Below are 19,563 nucleotides of genomic sequence, written 5' to 3' on the forward strand. Positions count from 1 at the left end.
GGTTGGGAGTTCAGGAGAGCACAGTGCCTGCAAGTATTGAAAGGTTCTGCGCCGCAACACGGCGTGGGTTTTTCCGGGAATGATGTTTTCGGGAAAAGGGGCCTTTGGAGTGAGCCGCATTTCAAAGGCAGTCGGCTCTAGAACAATACCTTGGTCCCGCCGAGACGTTCCGCGACGAACGCTGCACGGCGGGCAAGGTCTTCCTTGCTCATGGGTCCGAGGGATTCGAGCGCATAGGCCCGTCCGAGCAGGGCGTACTTGTTTTTGCCGAGGCGGTGGTAGGGCAGCAGTTCCACGGCTTGTACGCGGCCCAATGCCTTGATGGTGCGGGCAAAGTTTTCGAGATGGCCTTCATCGTCGTTGAGGCCGGGGATCAGCGGCAGGCGTACGGTCAGCTTCCCGGCGGCGCGATCCAGCACGGCGTCGAGGTTGTCGAGGATGAGTCCGCAGCCCTGTCCGGTGAGTTCCCGATGAACGTCGTCGTCCGCATGTTTCACGTCGTAGAAGAGGCAGTCGGCGGCATCCGCGAGGGCAAGCAGATCCTCGCGTTTGCCGAACCCCGACGTTTCCAGCGCGAGATGGATGCCGTAGCGTTTGCACGCTGCCATGAGGTCAAGGGCGAAGGCCGCCTGTGCGAGCACTTCACCGCCGGAAAGCGTCACGCCGCCGCCGGAATTGCGGTAAAACGCCATGTCCTTTTTGATATCTTCGAGCACGTCCGCCGTGTTGCGTTCGACCCCTGCGATCTGGAGCGCCTTGCCGGGGCATTCCTTCGCGCACAGCCCGCAGCCGTCGCACAGGGCACGGTCGAAGATTACTGCCTCGCCTTCACGGGTGACGGCGCGCTGCGGGCAGATCTCCGCGCAGTGGCCGCAGGAGAAGCATTTATCCGCATGGTACAGCAGTTCGGGCTTGTGCTCCTGCGTAGTGGGGTTGGAGCACCAGCGGCAGCGCAGGGGGCAGCCTTTCAGGAAAACCACGGTGCGGATGCCCGGGCCGTCGTGGATGCAGTAGTGCTGGATGTTTTCGAGAACTCCCTTCATGGTGGACCGTCCCGTGCGTTACAGGGTGTTGACCGTGCGGCTGAGGATGTCGTCCTGCACCTCGCGGCTGAGCTCGACGAAATAGGCGCTGTATCCGGCCACGCGCACGAGGAGCGAGCGGTATTCCTCGGGCCGTTCCTGCGCGCAGCGGAGGATGTCCTGCCCGACCACATTGAACTGGATATGGAAGATGTCCATGTCGAGGAAGGCCTTCAGGAAGGCTGACAGGCGGTGCCCGCCTTCCTCGCCCTGCACCACGGCGGGGGTGAGCCAGAGGTTCAGGAGCGTGCCTCCGTCGAGGCAGGCATGGGGCATCTTGTCCAGCGAGCGCAGGATGGCGGTCGGCCCGAAGCGGTCGCAGCCCTGCGAGGGGGAGCAGCCGTCCGCCAGCGGCTTTCCCGCACGGCGTCCCGAGGGCAGGGCGCCGATGGACAGCCCCTGCGGTACATTGGAGGAAACCGGGTACAGCGCGGGCATCTTGGGGTTGCCGAGGATGCCCTTGAGTTCCGCATGGATTTTGATGATGAAGTCGCACAGCTCCATGACCACGGCGTCGACGTCGGGATCGTCGTTGCCCCACTTGGGCGCATCTTCCGCCAGCATACGTTCCACGGCCTCATAGCCCTGAAAATCCGCCGCCAGCGCTTCGAGCAGGGTGTGCATGGGCAGCCGTTTTTCGTCGTACACAAGCTTCTTCACGGCAATGAGCGAATCCGCGAAATCGGCCACGCCGTTGCCGTTCATGCCCGGCCCGACGTTGTAGCGCGCCCCGCCGTGCATGAGATCCTTTCCGTTTTCCACGCAGTCAAGGATACTCATGGAAATGAGCGGGTTGGGGAAGAACTGCTGTTGCAGCCGCTCGATGAGGTTCTGGGAGATGGAAAGCGGCCTTGAACACCTCGTAGGTGGCGAAGGCTTCGGGATTGCCGGTTTCGAGGCCGATCCGCTTGCCGCTCTTGCGATGGACGCCGTTTGTGAGGGCGAACTCCACGGCGGCGGCGAGATTGTAGTGTCCCGCCGAACTCCATTGGGAGGTCTTGCCGGGCATGAGGGGTTCCACGCAGCCGATGCAGCTCCAGTCCCATGCTTTTTCGAGCGGCACGCCTTTCTTCATGAGCATCTTGAGGCCGACTTCCTCGTTGTAGATGGCGGGGAAACCGGAACCGGTCCTCACCAGCTCGGCGATTTTAAGGAAATAGTCCTCGGGGTTCTTCTTGCTCAGGCGCACGGACACGGAGGGTTGGACCATCTGGAGGTCGATGGTGGCCTTGAGCATGAGGTACGTGAGCTCGTTGACGCCGTCCTGCCCTGTTTCGCGGTCGAGCCCGCCGAGGCAGACATTCTGGAAGGAGCAGTACCCCGCATAGTGCTTGATGCCCGCTTCGTCCCAGTACCATACGGCGTCGTTGCTTTTGATCCAGAAACACTCAATGAGTTCGAGGGCGGTGGCGTCGTCTAGGATGCCCTCTGCCCGGTCACGCAGATAATAGGGGTAGAGATACTGATCCATGCGGCCCGGCGAATAGCCGCCCGCGTTGCTTTCCATGTACAGGCCCATGAACAGGAAATGGATCTGCTGGAGTGCCTGCCGGAAGGTGGCGGGAGGGTTGTCCGCGAGGAAGGCGCAGTCGGAAGCGATGTTGAGGAGCTCCGCTTTGCGGATGGGGTCACTCTCCCGTGCGGCGAGGGCTTCGGCGGCTTCGGCGTGCCTGCGGCAGAGGATGCGGAGCCCTTCATTGACGATGACGGCCGCCTGCCAGAAGTCGCGCTTCTCATAGTTGGCGGGTACGGTGAGGTCCACGGCATCGAGAAGCGCCTGCGCCTCGTCCTGAATACCCTTGAAGCCCTTGGGTAAAAGATGATCCGGAAATTCCGGCGTGGTTTCGCCGGGCGCGCATTCGATCTTGATGTCGTTGTCGATGACGCCGCCCACGGCGATGAGTTCGAGCAGATCCTTGGGGGCCTGCCCGTTCCAGCGTTCGCGCAGGGTCTTCCCGACCCAATACGGGTAAATCTCCTCACGGTAGAGGCGTTTCTGCTCCTCGGTCACGTCATAGGGATCCTGATCGCGCACGGGCATCCGGTCGAACTCCCGGCACAGCCACGTGTTGGACAGCTCGGGGCAGATGACCGCGCTGCGCGACCGGCATCCGGGATGCCCGACAATGAGCTCGCGGGGATCGATGACGATGGTCTTTGTTTCGCAATGCCGTCTGAATCCCTTGGCCCGCCGCACGATGAGGGCCTCGCCTTCCGTTTTCCTGAACGCGCGCGTCTTGGCGAGCGCGCCTTCAAGGCAGATGGACGGGCGGCGGGACAGGAACCGTTCTTTCAGGAAACGGGCGCGTTCCGGCTGCGCCATGCCCTGAGTGGTGTCGATCATGGAAACCTCCGCAAAGGGAAAGGATCAGGACGGGGTGCCGTCCCGCAGGGCGTAGAGGGCGTGAAGTTCTCCGGTCGCGCGCCGTTCGACGTCCGCCGTGCATTCGAGCAGCACTTCCATGATGCTGACGGAAGGGCCGAGGCTGAGGAGCCAGCGCATGGTCGCGGCGATCTGTTCCGGCTGGATCATTTTTTCCGGGGGATGGACGCAGCCCTCGCCGGAGGCCATGTCGGTATTCACCCAGCCGGGGCACAGTGTCGTGACCTTGATCCCCTGCGCGGCGAGTTCCCGGTAGAGCACTTCCCCGAGCCCCACGAGCCCGAACTTGGAGGCCGTATACCCGCCGAGCCCGGCCACGCCGATTTTCCCATTGCGGGACGCGAGGTTGAAAATGTAGCCGCTTCCCTGCCGCCGCATGATCGGGATGACGTGTTTCATGAACAGGAAGGGCGCGCGCAGGTTTGTCCGGTACAGCAAATCGAGGGTGTCGGCACCGAGTTCCAGCGTGCCGGGGATGCTGACGCCCGCATTGTTGAACAGCACGTCGATACGGCCCCATTCCGCCGCCAGCCGGTCGACGGCATCGCCCACGGCCTGCCCGTCGCCCACGTCGAGGGCAAAGGTGACGGGCGCGTGCTCCACGTCCAGCCCAAGCGTTTCGACAAGTTCCCTTGCCGCCGCTTCGAGGCGTTCCGGCGTCCGCGCGATCAGGGCTACCTTGTAGCCTTCCCGCGCCAGTTCTTCCGCCGCCGCCCTGCCGATGCCGCGGCTTCCGCCCGTGACCAGCGCTACGGGTATGTTCGACATGACGAACCTCCGGGTTAGAAATTTATGTAGTAACCTTAACCTGATATGGTCCCAGCGAAAAAGTTTCCCCCGTTCTGGGGCGGTCCTTCCGTTCTTCTTCAATTCCGACGTGAATGGCTATTCCCCTTTCTTCCATGCCTACAGCGGCTTTCCACTCAAACTGCGCAACATTCTTTCCTTCAAGCATCCCTTTCACTTTTTCGCATTTCCCCGTCGGAACGAACTCCCGTTGCGCGGCCTCCCCACCAGTGAAAACGTTTTGGGGGATGAGTGGAGGGGTTCTCGGGGGAGGGGAGAAGGAGCCCCTTTCCAAAGGGTCCCTTCTCCCCTCCCCCGATTCTTCTCCTCCCTACAACACCAATTCGGACTCATCGATGATCTGCTGGCGGAGCCGGAGGAAAGCGCGGTCCGTGGGCTCGCGGGGGCGGGCCAGATCAACCTTGTAGGTGTTGCAGAGCGTGCCGGGGAGCTTGTTCTTCATGGTGTAGATGCGGTCGCCGAGGGTGAGCGCCTCGTCGATGTTGTTGGTCACGAAAACGACCGTGCGCTTTTCCTGCATCCAGATGCGCTCGGTTTCCTTTTCCATGAACAGACGGGTCTGGGCGTCGAGCTGGCCGAAGGGCTCGTCGAGGAGCATGATCTCGGGGCAGTTGCAGTAGGCCCGGGCGATGCCCACGCGCTGCTTCATGCCGCCGGAAAGCTGATGCGGGTAATGCTCCTCGAAGCCGTTGAGCCCCACCATGTCAATGTACTGCTGGCTGAGGCGGCGGCGCTCCTCTCTGGACAGGTTGCGGACGCGGGGGCCGACCTCGACGTTGCCGCGCACCGTGCGCCACGCGAACAGCATGTACGACTGGAACACGAACCCCTTGTCGTGCCCGGGGCCCTCGATTTCCCTGCCATCCATGAGCACCCGGCCCACGGAGGGCTTTTCAAACCCGGCGATCATGCGGAGCAGGGTGGTCTTGCCGCACTGCCCGGGGCCGAGGATGACCACAAACTCGTTGCACCCCACGTCGATGGAGACGTCCCTGAGCACATGGACCTGCGTATTCCCCTTCTGAATGAAGGTCTTGCTGACGCCTTCACACTGGATTTTGGCTTCTCGCATGACATATCCTTTCGCGGCGGCGCGGGGCTACATGATCTCCCGGCGCCACGGGCAAATCTTCTTTTCGAGGGAGTCGATGCCGTAGGAACAGAGCGAGGCGATGAGCGCGATGAGCAGCATCCCGGCGATGACCATGGACGCCTTGCCCGAGTTCATGCCCTGCACGATGACGAAACCGAGGCCCGAGCGGGCGCTGACGAGTTCGGCGGCGAGCACGCAGCTCCACGCCCCGCTCAGGGAAATTTGCAGCCCGGCGAAGATGGACGGCACGGCGGCGGGGAAGGAGACTTCCACGATTTCTTTCATGCGGCCTCCGCCCGCCATGCGGACCACATCATACAATTCCTCGTCGATGAGCCGGATGCCGTTGTAGGCGTTGAGCACGATGGGCACGAACGCGCCGATGGCGATGATGAATATCTTCGGCTCCTCACCGATGCCGAGCCACAGGATGGAAAGGGATACCCACGAAATGGGCGGCATGGGCTTGATCAGGTTGAAGATGGGATTGAAGAACGCGTTGAAATACTTGTTGATGCCCATGAAGAATCCCAGCGGGATGCCGAGGGCGCAGGCGATGCCGAACCCGATGAACACGCGGCGGGTGGAGTCCCACGCGTGATCCCACAGCCCTTTCCCGGCGAGCCTCCGGGTCATGAGGTTCCCGATTTCCTGCAACACTTCATGGGGATAGCATAGCCCGCGCCCGAAAACGCCCATGTAGACGGTCCAGTACCACAGCCCGAGGAACAGGGAGACGGAAACCGTATGCAGGAACCAGCGGTTCATCAGGATGTCGTCGAGGCGCAGGGGACGCCGCTCACGGGATTCGATCTGGATTTCGTTGGCGATGGATTGGGACATGGCTTACCTCCGCATCCCGGCGAGGAGCTTCTTTTCGACGTAGTGGATGAGGATGCCGATGAACACGCCGGTCATGGCCACCGTCACCATGCCGAGCACCACCAGATCCGGTCTGCCGAGCTTTCTGCCGCACTGGATCAGGAATCCGAGGCCTCCGTTGGCAGCGAGGAGTTCCGCGCCCACAAGATTCATCCAGCACCACGCCAGCGCGATCTGGAGCGCGCCGAAGACCATAGGCAGGGCCGAGGGGATGCATACGGTCCAGAAAAGCTGCCAGTTCGTCGCGCCGTAGAGCCTGCCCATCTGGAGAAAGACCGGATTGGTCATGCGCACGCCCACATAGGAATTGATGACGCAAGGCACGATGCCGCCGATCCAGATGATGAACACCTTGCCCGTCAGGCCGATGCCGAACCAGTAGATGGTCAGCGGAATCCACGCGATGGGCGGGATGGGCCGGATGAATTCGAAAATGGGGCGCGCGAGCCCTTCGGCCAGCCGGAACCAGCCCATGGCCAGGCCGAGCGGGATGCCGACGGCGAGGGCCAGAAAGTAGCCGAGGAAGGCTTCCTTGATGCTGATCCACGCGTGCTCCTGAAGGAGCATCCCGTCGGGGCTCGCGTTGGCGAGCTTGGCGAAAAACAGCTCCACCACGGCGGACGGCGACGCCAGAAGCGTTTGCGGGACAAGTCCCATGTCCACAATCAGCTCCCACGACAGGAAGAACAGCGACAACGAAAGGAGCGGCAAAAGGATCAGGGCGCGCTGCCTGTGCGTCTTTACCTGCTGATACTGACTCATGATTCCCTCGCTTGTCCGGCAACCGGAACCACCTTTTCCCGCGCATGGCCGCGAAACGTCCGGCTCTCTGGCTGCGATGGCCTCCCTTTTCGGAGGGGACGGTCTTCCGCCTCGGGCGGGCCGGGGCATCCCCGGCCGCCGGGCGTTTTTCCATTCAAGACGTGCGGAACACCGCCGCGCTAGTCGAGCTTGTAGCCGCCGAGGGGCTTTTCCTTGATGGATTCCGCGGCCATCTTGAGGAACGTGCCGTTGATGTAGCCGGAACCGCGGATCTTCTTCACTTCCTCGGGAGAGAAACGCCCCTGCGAGGCAAAGAAGTCGAGCACCTTGTCCTGCCACTGTTCGACCTGGCTGGGGCCCTTGGAATCGTCAAAGATGGCAAGCTGCTGGTCGATGTCGAAAACCGGATGGTATTCAAGATCCATCTTGGCCATTTGCGGCTCGATGTCCTGCCCGGCCCACTCGGTCCAGAAGCGGTGATACTGCTCGGCGAGCTTGGGATTCTTGATTTCCTTCTTGATCATGTTCACGCCGCGCAGCCAGACGCGCAGGAACTTGACCACGATGTCGGGGTGGGCGTCACAGAAGGCCTTGTCGCCCACGAGGGTGAGCGTGAGGACCGCGTTCACGTCGCCGGGCTGATAGATGAGCTTGTTGCCCCGTTCCATGCCGATGTAGAGCCACATGGGCCAGATGCCCGCGAAGTCGCCGATGCCCGCGTCAAAGGCCGCCAGCACCTGCGCCGGGTCCATGTTCTGCATGACCACGTCCTTTTCCGTGAGGCCGAGGGCCTTCAGGTATTCGGACATGCCGAAGTGCTGCGAGGAGGACTGGGTATAGAGGAAGGTCTTGCCCTTCACGGTTTCGGGAGAGCCGAGGAGGTTCGGATACTCGGGGTTCCAGCCCTTCACCTTGAGGGCGGGATTGTCGGGCCGCACCGTGACGGCGTTGACCCACGATTCGTCGTTGGCGATGCCGATGAGGTAGGTATTGTAGCGGAGCGCGCCCACGAGGATGGGGACCGTGCCCGTGCCGCCCACGACCCATTGCTTGGCGGGGAGGGCTTCAAGCTGATCCATGCCGGTCTGGAAGAAATGGATCTGGAAATCCAGCCCCTCGTCCTTATCCCATCCCTGTTCCTTGGCGTACCAGAAGATGAAGGATTCGTGTTCCGGCATGGCGCAGATGTCGAGTTTGAACGGCTTTTCCGCAGCAGCGGCGGAGGGCGCGGGGAGGCACATCAGAGCCAGCGCAAAGAGGATCGTCAGGGTTCTCAAGGCCTTCATGTGAAACTCCTTCGTGAAAGGGTTGCATGGGGGGGAAAACCCCGCCGGGGCGTTACCACCAGCGGATCAGCTCGGTGACCTGTTTGCGGATGCGGATGAAGTCGTCGGATACGGTGTCCCTCGGGCGGGGCAGATCCACGACGATCTCCTTCTTGATGTTGGTGGGCTTGTTGGTGAGGACGAGGATGCGCTCCGCCACGTAGACCGCCTCTTCGATGTTGTGGGTGACGAAAAGGACCGTCGATCCGAGGGCCTTCCACAGCTTGACCAGTTCGTCCTCCAGATAGAAGCGCAGCTTGATGTCGAGCTGTCCGTAGGGCTCGTCCATCATGAGCAGGTCCGGCTCGACGGCGAAGGCGCGGGCCACGGCGATGCGCTGTACCATGCTGGCGGAAACCTGATTAGGGTAGAGTTCGGCGGTGTCCGCGAGCCCGACGAGGGGAAGGATGGCGTCGAGCTTGCCTTCGATGAGCTTCTTGTCCCACCGCTTGATTTCCATGCCGTAGGCGACGTTTTCGCGCACGGTGCGCCACGGGAAGCAGGTAGGCTCTTGGAACACGAAGGAAATGTTGTGCTTTTGCGGATTGGCGGGTTCGCCGTCGATGTAGATGTCGCCTTCGGACGTGGGCATCAGCTTGGAGAGGCAGTTGAGGAACGTCGTCTTCCCGCAGCCTGTGGGACCGACGATGGCAAGGAATTCGCCCTTGCGGATGGTGAAGTTCATGTCGTCGAGGACGAGCAGATCGCCGAAGCGTTTGGTCAGGTTCTTTACTTCAATCTTGATCGGCCGGGCGTCCTGTGTGGTCATGGCGGTTCTCCTTCTGGATGGCGCTCCTTCCGGCTGCGGGATCAGTCTTCGAGATCAAGGACGCAGAGGTAGTATTTCTTCACATACTTTTCGATGCGCCACACGGTCCGGGAGCCTTGCGGGATGATGAAGGCGTCGCCGGGCTTCACCAGCGTCTTGCGGCCCTGCGCGTCTTCAATCTCGGCGGAGCCTTCGGTAATGACGCACAGCTCCGTGCTCGCATGGCAGGGAAGTTCAAACGCCCCCGCCCGGCAGTCCCACACGCCCGCGTGCATTTTCCCCGAGGGATGGACGACATTCCGCCAGACATTGGTGAGCGGATCGCCGTCCAGAACATGTTCAGGGCGGCCGGGCACATGTTCCACGGCTTGCTCCGTTCCCAGAAAAATCAGTCCTGTGTCCATTATTGCTCCAATTTTTTGAACGATGTTCTTTTAATTTGAACTTAGAGGCATTATTTCCTAACCCCAAAAGCTTGTCAAGTCTTTTGTTTTTTTTTTCTTGAGCATGGCAAGAAATGGATGGATCGGTTTTGATACAACAGATTATTCAAGTATAATTCATATGTTGTATGAATCAGAGAAGTGAGTGGAGGTGACGTATCCGGGTTGCGGGTGGTGAGGATGGACGTTTTTTCCCCGCGTGGTCAGATTTCGGGTGTTGCTTCCCGTGGTATCTGTGGAGAGCGTCCTCTTCGCTTCAAGCAAGCAATCTCTCCGTTTTCCTCCTGTTTTTTGAGCTGAGGCCGTTGGAACAATTTGTTCTTTTTATTTGAATATGTTTTGTATATTTTATATGAATGGAAAAGGAAGGCCCAGTTCCGGGCTGTTCTCTCCGCAAAAGCCACCGAAGCTTGCGGGCGGAGGCCAGCGGATCTGTGCGCCGGAAGAGCAACACGGCGTGAGGAGGATGTATTCCCCGAGAGGAGGCCCGCCCCGTACTTCTTGCGTTTTTTGAGGAAGTATCATTAACTACGCTTGTTCGAATGCACGTTATTCATCATGCGATACAAGAGGATTCCATGAAGCCATCAAACCCTTCCCGCGTCCTGACCCTTGAGCGGGGGTTGCAGATACTCGAGTACATCGTGGAGCGCCGCAACGTGACGGTCACCAATGTGGCGACGGCCTTCGGCATCCAGAAAAGCGCGAGCCATCGTTTTCTGAATACATTGAAATATATGGGGTACGTCGAGCAGACACCCCAGAGCGACTATGCCCTGACGGGACGGCTGCGGTATCTGGCGGAAGGGGTTGTGCCCCGGATCGAGGTGAGGAATTTTGCGCGGCCCTATCTTGAGGAGCTGTCCAAAGCCGCCGAACAGCCGAGCAACCTCGGGCACTGGGACGGCCGGGAAATCACGTATCTCGCGCAGCGGCTCTTCAATTCGGCGCTCGAAGGGTATGCCGCGGGCAACCGCATCCCCGCGTACTGTTCGGCTATGGGCAAGGCCGTGCTCGCCTTCTCACCCCGCGAAGAGGTGGAAGCCTATGTCGCACGGACGCAGTTCACCCGGTTCACGGAAAAGACCATCTGCGATCGCGCTATGTTTTTGAAGGAACTTGAAGCAATCCGTGAGCGGGGCTACGCGGTCATGAATGAGGAAATGGCCACCCATCTGGTAGGCGTCGCCGCGCCGGTGTTCAACAAGGAAGGCTATCCGCGCTACGCCGTGAGCGTCGCCGGGTTGTGTTTCCGGCCCGTTGAGGCGTTTGTGGCGGAAGTCTGTGATGATGTCGTGCAGACCGCCAGAGAAATATCCGAATTCCTCGCCCACGCGCGCACAATGGAGGACAAGTAGGAATCGGGCAATTGGGAAGGGGAATCCTCCCTTGGCGGAAAGGCGGTTTGCCGGAGGGGGTGCCAGAGAAAGCTGGAGCAGACTCTCCGCGCAAGGCGGAACCCCTCGGTGGAGTTTGTGGCGGAACTCCTGAAGGGCAAGAATCCGTGTCTTGTCTGATAAGCAGAACTCCCTTATGATCATGGAAAATCAGTTTGGGAGAACGCCATGCGCCACCGTAGTATTCTATTCCTTCTTGTATTGCTGTGCTGCGTCGCCATACCCGCGCTGGCTGCTTCGGATCAGGCTCCGGCCTTTGTCCGGACCGCTGTGACCGCGCCTCTTGAGGGCCGCGAACCGTTGCGGGTGATCTTCGCGCCAGACGAAGCCGCGTGCAGAAAAGCTTACGGCGACGACTGGGGCGTGCGGTGCGCCGCCGCTCCGGGGCAGGATGGCGCGGTTGTCTCCGGCGTCCGGCTTTCGCCTGACATTCCCGGCGAATGGCGGTGGTCGGGCGGGGATACGATGGAGTTCCGTCCGAAGAATCCGTGGCCGGAATCCACGGCCTATACGCTTTCTCTGGCGAAGCTGCCGTTGCCGTCGCGCATGAAACTGGCTTCGCCAAGCCTTGCCTTCTCCACGCCGCCGCTTGCCGTGCTCGAGATGGACGGCCGGTTGTGGATTGATCCCGATCTGAACGGTGAACGGGCCGTTTCGTTTGACGTAAGGTTCACCACGCAGCCGGATCGTCAGACGGTGCAGCGCGACGCCGCGTTGAAGGTTTCCGACAAGAGCCTTATGCTTGCCAAACCCGAGTTCGTCTGGGGTGAAAACGGGACGTGCCTCATCAAGTCGCGGATTTTGAGCCTTGCCAAGACGCCCGCCACGGTGACGCTCTCGTTGCCCGGCGTGGCGGCGGAGGTCCGGCGCGACGGCACGCACTGGAAGATCCCCAAGGGCAAGATGGAGGCCCGTCAGCAGGTGACGGCCCCGGGAACCTCGTCCCTGTTCCGTATCAAGAGTGCCTCGCTCGAAACGTCCCGCGACGCCTCGCTCGCCGGGGAATACCGCCTGACCGTCGAGACGAGTCTGCTCGTGCGGCCCGACGCCTTTGCCAAGGCGGTCACCGCGCTCCAGTTGCCCCGCGCGCTTGAGGAAGGAGCCGTGGAGCCCACCCCGTGGACCAAGGCCCCGGTTGTCGACGAAACGGTCCTCAACCGTGCCAAGCCCGTGAAGATCGAGCCGCTCCAGCCCGCCGATCAGCCTGCGGGCACGTTGCGCTTCAGGGTGCCCGTACCGTCGGACAGTTATCTTTTCCTGAATCTTCCCCAAGGGTTCGGGCCAAGCCCCGCCTTTTCTCTGGCAGGGCCGTGGCGGGAAGTCTTCCATGCCGCCCCGTTCCAGCCGGAGCTTGATTTCCTCCAGCCCGGCAACGTGCTTGCCCTCGGAGGCGAGCGCAAGCTGGATCTCCACGCCAGCGGCCTGACCGCCATCCGCTGGAGGGCTTCGCGCGTCCTCAAGCCGTATCTCGGTTTTCTTGCCACGCAGCCGCAGCCGTTTACCAATACGGATATTCCGTTCGACGCCCTCAGCGACGTGCAGGAAGGCGTCATCGCGCTCAAGCGCACCGATCCGGGCGTGCCGCAGTTTACGGTGCTCGACGTGGCTCCTCTGTTCAAAGATGGGCGCGGGCTCATGCGCATTGAACTGGTGGGCATGGACGGCGACAAGGAAGTCGTCTCCGCCAGCCGCTTCCTGCTGGTGACGGATCTCGGGATGATTGTGAAGAAGAACGCCGACGGAAGCCGCGATGTCTTCGTGTGTTCGTTGTCGGAAGGCAATCCCATATCCGGCGCAGCGGTGCATATCCTCGGAACCAACGGCCTGCCCGTGGCCGAAGCCGTGACCGACGCCGGGGGCAGGGCGGCCTTGCCCTCCGTGTCCGGCCTGAACCGCGAAAAGCGGCCCGTCGCCGTGACCGTTTCGGTGAAGCGCGGCGCGGACGAGGATGCGGCATGGCTGCCGCTCGACGATTACTCCCGCGTCGTGGACTATTCGCGCTTCCCCACGCAGGGGCAGACCAGCAACGCCGACGGCATCAACGCCTATGTGTTCAGCGAGCGCGGCATCTTCCGGCCCGGCGAGACGCTGCGTTTCGGTATGCTCATGCGCCGGGGCGACTGGAAGGCGTTGCCGCCCGACATGCCCTTCTTCGCGGAACTGTCCGATCCCTCGGAACGGACGATCCTGCGGCGGCAATTCGTCGTCGGGGCCGACGGCCTTGCCGAGCTGAGCTGGACCGTCCCCGAAGGCGCGCCCACGGGCCGCTATCGCCTCGACGTGCAGACCCCCAATGCCGACGGCTTTGCGGTCGTGCTCGGTTCCGGGGCCGTGCGGGTGGAGGAATTCCAGCCCGACACCATGAGCCTGTCCGCAACGGTCAACCCCGCTCCCGGCAAGGGCTGGCTCAACGCATCTCAGGCCTCGGCGGACGCGGCCCTCAAGAATCTGTATGGCCTGCCCGCCGTGGACCGTCGCCTGCGCGGTCAGCTTTCGGTGCGGCCCGCATCGCTGTCTTTCCCCGGTTATGAGGATTTCACGTTCCACGATGCCATGCCCTATCGGGGGTCGGCTCTGACGCTGGATCTCGGCGAAGTCCGTACCGACGCGCAGGGCCGTGCCGTGCTGCCGCTGCCGCTGGAAAAGCTGCGCGGCGGAACCCTCCATTGCCGCCTTCTTGTCGAAGGCTTTGAGCCGGGCGGCGGACGTTCCGTGACGACCGTGCGCGACTTCCTTGTTTCTCCGCTTCAGGCCGTGCTCGGCTACCGTCCCACCGGGGCCGGGGGCAATCTCGGCTTCATCCCCAAGGGCAGCGAATCCACGCTGGAATTTGTGGCGCTCGGCCCGGATCTCGGCCGCGCCGATCCCGGCGAGCTGACGTTCTCCGTGGCGGAGCGGCGGTACGTGACCAGCCTCGTCACGGACAAGGACGGGCGTTACCGTTACGACGAAACCCCGGTCGACCGGGAAATCGCTTCCTCAAAGCGGTCTTTCGACGCGTCCGGCAATCTGGCGTGGGCCGTGCCCACGGACAAGCCCGGCGAATTCCTGCTCAGCGTGCGGAACGCCTCCGGCCAGATCATGGCCCTCGTGCCCTTCACGGTGGCGGGCAACGACGACCTGCGCCTCGCCGGGCGGGACGAATTGCCCTCCGGCAACCTGCGCCTGCACATCGACAAGGCGGACTATGCGCCCGGCGAATCCATCCGGTTGTTCCTGTCTTCGCCGTACGACGGCATGGGCCTGATCACGCTGGAGCGCGACAGCGTTGCGGCCTCCCGCTGGTTCCGCGTCCGCGCCGGGAATAGCGTGCAGGAAATCGCGGTTCCCAAGGATTTCGAGGGCCGCGCCTATGTCAACGTGTCGCTGGCCCGTTCCCTGTCCTCGCCCGACGTGTTCATGCAGCCGCACAGTTACGCGGTGGCTCCGCTCACCGTGAATGTGGCGCGGCGGGACATGGGGCTCAGGCTCAAGGCTCCGGAACAGGTGCTGCCCGGTAGCGCGCTCTCGGTATCCCTGTCCGCCCGCCATCCGGGAAAGGCGTTGATTTTCGCCGTGGATGAGGGCGTGCTTCAGCTCACCGCCTTCGCCACGCCCGATCCTCTGCGTTATCTGCTCAACGACCGGGCGCTGGAAGTGGAGACGCGGCAGATGTTCGATCTGCTCATGCCGGATCACGGCCAGCTCCGCATCCCGGCCTTCGGCGGCGATATGGCCTTGTCCGGCGGGCGGTTCCACAATCCTTTCAAGCGCAAGGCCGAACCGCCCTTGAGCTGGTGGTCCGGCATCGTGGAGGTGGGGGCTGAGACGTCCGTCACCATCCCCGTTCCCGGCTATTACAACGGCCGCGTTCGCATCATGGCGGTGGCGGCGTCGCCGGATACGGCGGGCCGCGCCGAAACCGACGCCACGGTGCGCGGCCCGGTGGTTCTGACGCCGCAGCTTCCGGTTCTGGCTTCGCCGGGCGACGAGTTCGAGGCCGCGCTTGCCGTCGCCAACAATACGGGACAGCCGGCTTCCTTTGCGCTGGCGTTGTCGCCTGACGAGGCCCTGCGCGTGGTTTCCCCGCCGCCCGTTGAAATAGCCGTAGGCGCGGGTTCCGAAAAGGTGATTCCGTTCCGCGTCAAGGTCGGGGATGTGCCCGGCAACGCGGAACTGCGTTTTGCCGTGACCGATGCCGCCGGAAACCGGACTGTCCGTTCCGCAACGCTGTCCGTGCGTCCGGCTTCGCCCCTGCGCGAAAGTTTGAGCGTCGGGTCGGCCTCCGCCTCCACGGTTCTGAAGACAGGGCGCGAGCTGTACCCCCATGAAGCCAAGGGTTCCGCTTCCGTTTCGGCGCTGCCCCTGCCCGCGCTGCGTGGGCTGATCCGTTATCTTGACGCCTATCCGTACACTTGTGCGGAACAGCGCATCAGCCGGGCCATGCCTTACGCGCTGCTCATGAATCGGCCCGAACTGCTTGCCGATGCGGGCAGGGCGCCGGACGCGGCGCGCAAGCTCGCCCGGGAACGCATGGACGAGGCCGTGCAGGGCATCCAGTCGGCGCTGAATTGGCGGGGCGTGTCCCTCTGGCCCGGCGGGGAGCCCGACGTGCTGGTCACGGCCTATGCCGCCGATTTCCTGCTGACCATGCGGGAGTCCGGGGCGGCTCTGCCCGGCGGTTTGCTGGCCGAGGTCTTCGGGGCGCTTGAGAATGCGCTGGATCGGGTGCCGGATTCGCTGGAAGAAGGCCGTGCCCAAGCCTATGGGCTGTGGGTTTTGACCCGCGAAGGCCGCATCACGACGCAAGCGATGGAGCAGCTCGTTTCGCAGCTTGAGGACAGGTTCCCCGAGTGGCGGAAGGACGTGGCTTCCACGCTGTTGGCGGGAAGCTGCGCGATCATGCGCATGAACGACGATGCGCGTCATCTGATTGCGCTTTACCAAGCTCCGGGCCCCGATTTTCAGGCTCGCGGCTATCTCGACGCGTTGGGCGTTCAGGCATTGCGGGCGTCGGTTCTGGCCCGGCATTTCCCTGATATGCTGGATACGCAGCGCACTGAACTGGCACAAGAACTGCTCGATGTGCTGAATGGCGGGCGGTATGTGACCCTTTCCGCATCCCTTGGCGTCCGCGCCCTGCTCGACATGGGGGGCGCGGCGAACATGCCTTCCGGCATTTCTTTGCGCTGCACGTCCATGCAGCCGGGGTTCGAGCCCGTGGAATCCGCGCCCGCGGATCTTGGAGGCATGTTGACGCTTTCCGCGCCCGGGTGTGCGGCGTATGCGCTGGATATGCCCGCGGGTTCCCAGCCTCTGTACTGGGAAGTTTCGGAGCAGGGTTTCGACCGCAAGCCGCCGTCCGAAGCCTTGGCACAGAGGCTTGAAGTGTCGCGTGAATACCTTGATGCCGAAGGGCGGCCCGTGACGACGGTGAAGCAGGGCGATGTGGTGACGGTGTCCATTTCCGCGCGTTCGCATGGAGGGTCCGTTTCCGATGCGGTCATTGTGGATCTGTTGCCCGGCGGGTTCGAAATGGTGCTCAATTCTGACATCAAGGGCCAAAATCCAAGCGGTGAGTCGGGCTACAAGTCCGTCGATCGCCGCGAGGATCGGATGATTGTGTTTTCGGAGCTGGCTGTGGAGCCCTCCGTGTTTACGTATAAGATCCGTGCCGTGAACAAGGGCGTGTACACGCTTCCGCCTGTGCAGGCCGAAGCGATGTACAACCGTAGCCTTCAGGCGCACTCGGCGGGCGGGGTCATGGTCGTCGAGTAGGAAGCCTCCGGCGGCAACCCCGCCCGGGGGCGAGCCGCCCCCCGGACCCCGGCGAAACCGGTGGTGCAGCGGTCAGAGGCGGTATTCGACATCCCGAGCGGCGTTACCGCTCGGGATGTTTGATATAATATCTGATTATATTGTGGTTGGATGATAAGGAAGTATGGCTGAGGGGAAAATCAGACCCAAAGGGCGGCAAAGTCATGACCGTTAGGTTTACGGGCATCGCACGTAGAGCAATTCCCCCAAACAGGGCCAAGGAGTGGAAGCCCTTTGTCGCCGGAGGCGTTTCCCAAAGGATTTCATGTGCGCAAAACCATCGCTTTCGCCTTCGTGCTGGCGTTGCTGTTGCCGATCGCGGCGTTCTGGGGCTGGCTTGTCCTGAGTCCCAAACCGCCGCTTCTGGACGGCGTGCCGTTTTCGCCGCTGGTGCTGGATCGGGACGGGAATCTGCTCAGGCTGGGCCTTTCCGAAGATGAAAAATACCGTGTCCGTATCCGGCTGAACGAGGTCGCGCCCGAGATGGTGCGGGCGGTGCTGCTTTACGAGGATCGGCATTTCTACCGGCACCCCGGCGTCAATCCGTTGTCCCTGCTCAGGGCTTCGGCGGGGATGCTCGGCGGGGCACGGCGTATGGGCGGTTCCACGATTACCATGCAGGTGGCCCGGCTCCGGCTCGGCCTGTCCACAACCACGCTTTCGGGCAAGTTCGCGCAGATGGCCCGCGCCCTTCAATATGAATACCATTATGGCAAGGGGGAAATCCTTGAGGCGTATTTCAACCTCGCGCCTTATGGCGGCAATATCGAAGGCGTCGGCGCGGCGGCGCGCATTTATTTCCGCACTACCTCCGGACGCCTTACCCGGACCGAAAGCCTTGCCCTTGCCGTCGTGCCGCAGAATCCGGTCAGGCGCTCTCCGCTGAACGGCCCGGATTTCGAGGCCGCCCGTGCCCGGATGCAGATGCTTGCCGATGCCGAAGACGCTCCGGGCGGTGGGCAGGGGGCGACTGCTTCTTTTGGCGCGTCGGGTTTCGCCTTGGGGAGGGCCCTGCCGCCGCTCCGGGTGTATGGTCCGGCGCGGCTGCCGTTCGGGGCTCCGCACGTTTCGAGCGAGACGCTTCCGTTGTCGCGGGGTGGGGAGCCTGTGCGCACCTGTATCGACAGCGGGTTGCAGCGGCTTATGGAGAGGGCCGTTGCCGGATTCGCGGCACGGGGAAGGCGTTATGGCCTGAACAATGCGGCGGCGCTGCTCATCCATTGGCCGAGCATGGAGATCCGGGGGCTCGTGGGGTCGGCCGGTTTTTCTGACGCGGCCATATCCGGACAGGTGGACGGAACCCGTGCCCGGCGTTCGCCCGGCTCGACGCTCAAGCCCTTCATTTACGGCATGGCTCTGGATCAAGGGCTGATCCATCCGCAAACGTTGCTTCCCGATTCGCCGCGCAGTTTTGGCGGCTATGACCCAGAGAATTTCGACCGGGTGTTCCGCGGCCCCTTGCCCGCTCATGAGGCTCTGCGCGCCAGCCGTAACCTGCCCGCGATTCTGTTGGCCTCGCAGCTGCGCCCGGGTTTTTATGGCTTTCTGCTGCGCGCCGGGGTGGATCTCCCGTTCAGCGCGGACCATTACGGCCTCAGCCTCGTGCTCGGCGGCGCGGAGGTTTCCATGCGCGAGCTTGGCGGCCTGTATGCTATGCTGGCGAACAAGGGCGTGTGGCGGCATCCCCGTCTGTACGAGGGGGAAGCGGCTGGTTCCGCCGTGCCTCTGCTGTCGCCCGAGGCCGCCGTCGTAACCCTGCGTATGCTGGAGGATGACGCCCATTTCGTCAGGTCGAAAGAAGGGCCTGTCCCGCTGCGCTTCAAGACCGGAACCTCCAACGGGTTCCGCGACGCGTGGACGGCGGGCGTGGTCGGCCCCTATGTGCTGGTGGTCTGGGTGGGGAATTTCGACAATACGCCGAACCCGCTGCTTGTGGGCGGCGATGTGGCGGCTCCTTTGTTCACGGATATCGCGCAGGCGCTGGCGTCCGACGCCGGGCCGCTCGATGATCTCGTTCCCGTTCAACAGGAAGGCCTGAACATTACCCGCGAAACCGTGTGCACGGCGACCGGGGATCTCGATGTCTCCCTGTGCGGGGACACCACCGAAACGTGGTACATCCCCGGACGCTCCCCTACGCGTTCCTCGGGCGTGTTCCGCACCATCCTTATTGATGCGGAAACCGGGCTGCGCGCCTGCCGCCCGGTTCCGGGCCGGACCGAGGAGCGCGTATGGGAATTCTGGCCTTCTGATTTGCAGGCGTTGTTCCTGCGGGCGGGCGTAGTGAAGCCCCCGCCACCGCCTTTCAGTCCGGAGTGCGGCCCGGAAGCCGGCGTACAGCCCGGGCGTCCTCCCCGGATCATCACTCCGAAGGACGGAGTTGTGTATCAGAGGCGGTTGTCCGATCCGGAACGGAGCGGCATTCCGCTCGTTGCGAGCACGGATGCGGACGCCGGCGCCGTGTTCTGGTTCGTGAAGGATCGGTTTATCGGGCGCGGCGTACCCGGCGAGCCGTTGGTCTGGCACCCTGGCGACGGCGCGCAGATGTTGCGCGTTGTGGACAATCTCGGGCGGGCGGCCATGCAGAAAATTGTGGTCAGGACTCTGCCGTAGGACAGATGTGTGTTGAAGGAATCTGGAGCCGTTAAGGGCGAGACTGTTACATCCATCAAGTATTCTTACGCAAAAGGGCGGCACCGGTTTATGGTGTCGCCCTAGCCTTTTGTAAAGCGCCATGCCTTCGGCGCGACCGTTCACGCCGGGGTCCGGGGTGCGGCTCGCACCCCGGACAGGGTCAAGGGACGGCAGTCCCTTGCCGCCGGGG

Annotated in this window: 13 protein-coding genes; 3 read left to right on the forward strand and 10 right to left on the reverse strand. The window is 62.7% G+C overall.

Translation table 11 applies throughout. The annotated features are described in order from the left end of the window. Positions 1-137: 137 nt before the first annotated feature. From T370_RS0103635 to T370_RS0103685, 10 genes are all read right to left on the reverse strand, one after another. Positions 138-1,043, reverse strand: coding sequence for a glycyl-radical enzyme activating protein (locus tag T370_RS0103635; RefSeq protein ID WP_029434775.1), 906 nt, complete (start codon positions 1,041-1,043; stop codon positions 138-140). Positions 1,044-1,061: 18 nt separating this feature from the next. Continuing rightward, the gene (locus T370_RS26060) at positions 1,062-1,862 is read right to left on the reverse strand and encodes a pyruvate formate lyase family protein (RefSeq protein ID WP_282705447.1); all 801 of its coding nucleotides are present in this window, start codon (positions 1,860-1,862) and stop codon (positions 1,062-1,064) included. Then, on the reverse strand, positions 1,849-3,426 hold the full coding sequence (locus T370_RS0103645; protein WP_029434777.1) for a pyruvate formate lyase family protein: 1,578 nt from the start codon (positions 3,424-3,426) through the stop codon (positions 1,849-1,851). The genes T370_RS26060 and T370_RS0103645 overlap by 14 nt, the downstream gene beginning before the upstream one ends. A gap of 24 nt (positions 3,427-3,450) precedes the next feature. Beyond that, the gene (locus T370_RS0103650) at positions 3,451-4,233 is read right to left on the reverse strand and encodes an SDR family oxidoreductase (protein WP_029434778.1); all 783 of its coding nucleotides are present in this window, start codon (positions 4,231-4,233) and stop codon (positions 3,451-3,453) included. Positions 4,234-4,582: 349 nt separating this feature from the next. After that, a complete protein-coding gene (locus T370_RS0103660) occupies positions 4,583-5,344 on the reverse strand; it encodes an ABC transporter ATP-binding protein (RefSeq protein ID WP_029434780.1) in 762 nt (253 codons plus the stop codon). Positions 5,345-5,371: 27 nt separating this feature from the next. Further along, positions 5,372-6,208 (reverse strand): ABC transporter permease, encoded by an 837-nt coding sequence (locus tag T370_RS0103665; protein ID WP_005024662.1) that lies wholly within the window; start codon positions 6,206-6,208, stop codon positions 5,372-5,374. Positions 6,209-6,211: 3 nt separating this feature from the next. Further along, positions 6,212-7,009 carry an ABC transporter permease gene (locus tag T370_RS0103670; RefSeq protein WP_005024660.1) on the reverse strand — a complete coding sequence of 266 codons (798 nt, stop codon included), beginning with the start codon at positions 7,007-7,009 and terminating at the stop codon, positions 6,212-6,214. 179 nt (positions 7,010-7,188) lie between these two features. Continuing rightward, a complete protein-coding gene (locus T370_RS0103675) occupies positions 7,189-8,295 on the reverse strand; it encodes an ABC transporter substrate-binding protein (protein ID WP_005024658.1) in 1,107 nt (368 codons plus the stop codon). A gap of 52 nt (positions 8,296-8,347) precedes the next feature. Next, a complete protein-coding gene (locus tag T370_RS0103680; RefSeq protein ID WP_005024657.1) occupies positions 8,348-9,103 on the reverse strand; it encodes an ABC transporter ATP-binding protein in 756 nt (251 codons plus the stop codon). Between the two features lie 41 nt (positions 9,104-9,144). Then, complete coding sequence (locus T370_RS0103685; RefSeq protein WP_029434781.1) at positions 9,145-9,507, reverse strand: cupin domain-containing protein; 363 nt, start codon at positions 9,505-9,507, stop codon at positions 9,145-9,147. Between the two features lie 617 nt (positions 9,508-10,124). On the opposite strand from T370_RS0103685, the gene T370_RS0103690 reads away from it, so the two are divergent. The 3 genes from T370_RS0103690 to pbpC all read left to right on the forward strand — a co-directional run bounded on the left by T370_RS0103690 (position 10,125) and on the right by pbpC (position 19,352). Further along, a complete protein-coding gene (locus tag T370_RS0103690; RefSeq protein ID WP_029434782.1) occupies positions 10,125-10,904 on the forward strand; it encodes an IclR family transcriptional regulator in 780 nt (259 codons plus the stop codon). A 207-nt stretch (positions 10,905-11,111) separates the two neighbouring features. After that, entirely contained in the window at positions 11,112-16,700 is a 5,589-nt protein-coding gene (locus T370_RS0103695) for an alpha-2-macroglobulin family protein (RefSeq protein WP_029434783.1), read from the forward strand. Between the two features lie 306 nt (positions 16,701-17,006). Next, the gene (gene pbpC, locus T370_RS0103700; protein WP_029434784.1) at positions 17,007-19,352 is read left to right on the forward strand and encodes a penicillin-binding protein 1C; all 2,346 of its coding nucleotides are present in this window, start codon (positions 17,007-17,009) and stop codon (positions 19,350-19,352) included. The last annotated feature ends 211 nt before the right edge of the window (positions 19,353-19,563 follow it).

The sequence above is a fragment of the Bilophila wadsworthia ATCC 49260 genome, from assembly GCF_000701705.1.
Lineage (GTDB): Bacteria > Desulfobacterota > Desulfovibrionia > Desulfovibrionales > Desulfovibrionaceae > Bilophila > Bilophila wadsworthia.

Bases quoted from the DNA above. Each gene is read 5' to 3' on its own strand.
- T370_RS0103635 (WP_029434775.1), bottom strand. From the start codon at position 1,043: ATGAAGGGAGTTCTCGAAAACATCCAGCACTACTGCATCCACGACGGC.
- T370_RS26060 (WP_282705447.1), bottom strand. From the start codon at position 1,862: ATGAGTATCCTTGACTGCGTGGAAAACGGAAAGGATCTCATGCACGGC.
- T370_RS0103645 (WP_029434777.1), bottom strand. From the start codon at position 3,426: ATGATCGACACCACTCAGGGCATGGCGCAGCCGGAACGCGCCCGTTTC.
- T370_RS0103650 (WP_029434778.1), bottom strand. From the start codon at position 4,233: ATGTCGAACATACCCGTAGCGCTGGTCACGGGCGGAAGCCGCGGCATC.
- T370_RS0103660 (WP_029434780.1), bottom strand. From the start codon at position 5,344: ATGCGAGAAGCCAAAATCCAGTGTGAAGGCGTCAGCAAGACCTTCATT.
- T370_RS0103665 (WP_005024662.1), bottom strand. From the start codon at position 6,208: ATGTCCCAATCCATCGCCAACGAAATCCAGATCGAATCCCGTGAGCGG.
- T370_RS0103670 (WP_005024660.1), bottom strand. From the start codon at position 7,009: ATGAGTCAGTATCAGCAGGTAAAGACGCACAGGCAGCGCGCCCTGATC.
- T370_RS0103675 (WP_005024658.1), bottom strand. From the start codon at position 8,295: ATGAAGGCCTTGAGAACCCTGACGATCCTCTTTGCGCTGGCTCTGATG.
- T370_RS0103680 (WP_005024657.1), bottom strand. From the start codon at position 9,103: ATGACCACACAGGACGCCCGGCCGATCAAGATTGAAGTAAAGAACCTG.
- T370_RS0103685 (WP_029434781.1), bottom strand. From the start codon at position 9,507: ATGGACACAGGACTGATTTTTCTGGGAACGGAGCAAGCCGTGGAACAT.
- T370_RS0103690 (WP_029434782.1), top strand. From the start codon at position 10,125: ATGAAGCCATCAAACCCTTCCCGCGTCCTGACCCTTGAGCGGGGGTTG.
- T370_RS0103695 (WP_029434783.1), top strand. From the start codon at position 11,112: ATGCGCCACCGTAGTATTCTATTCCTTCTTGTATTGCTGTGCTGCGTC.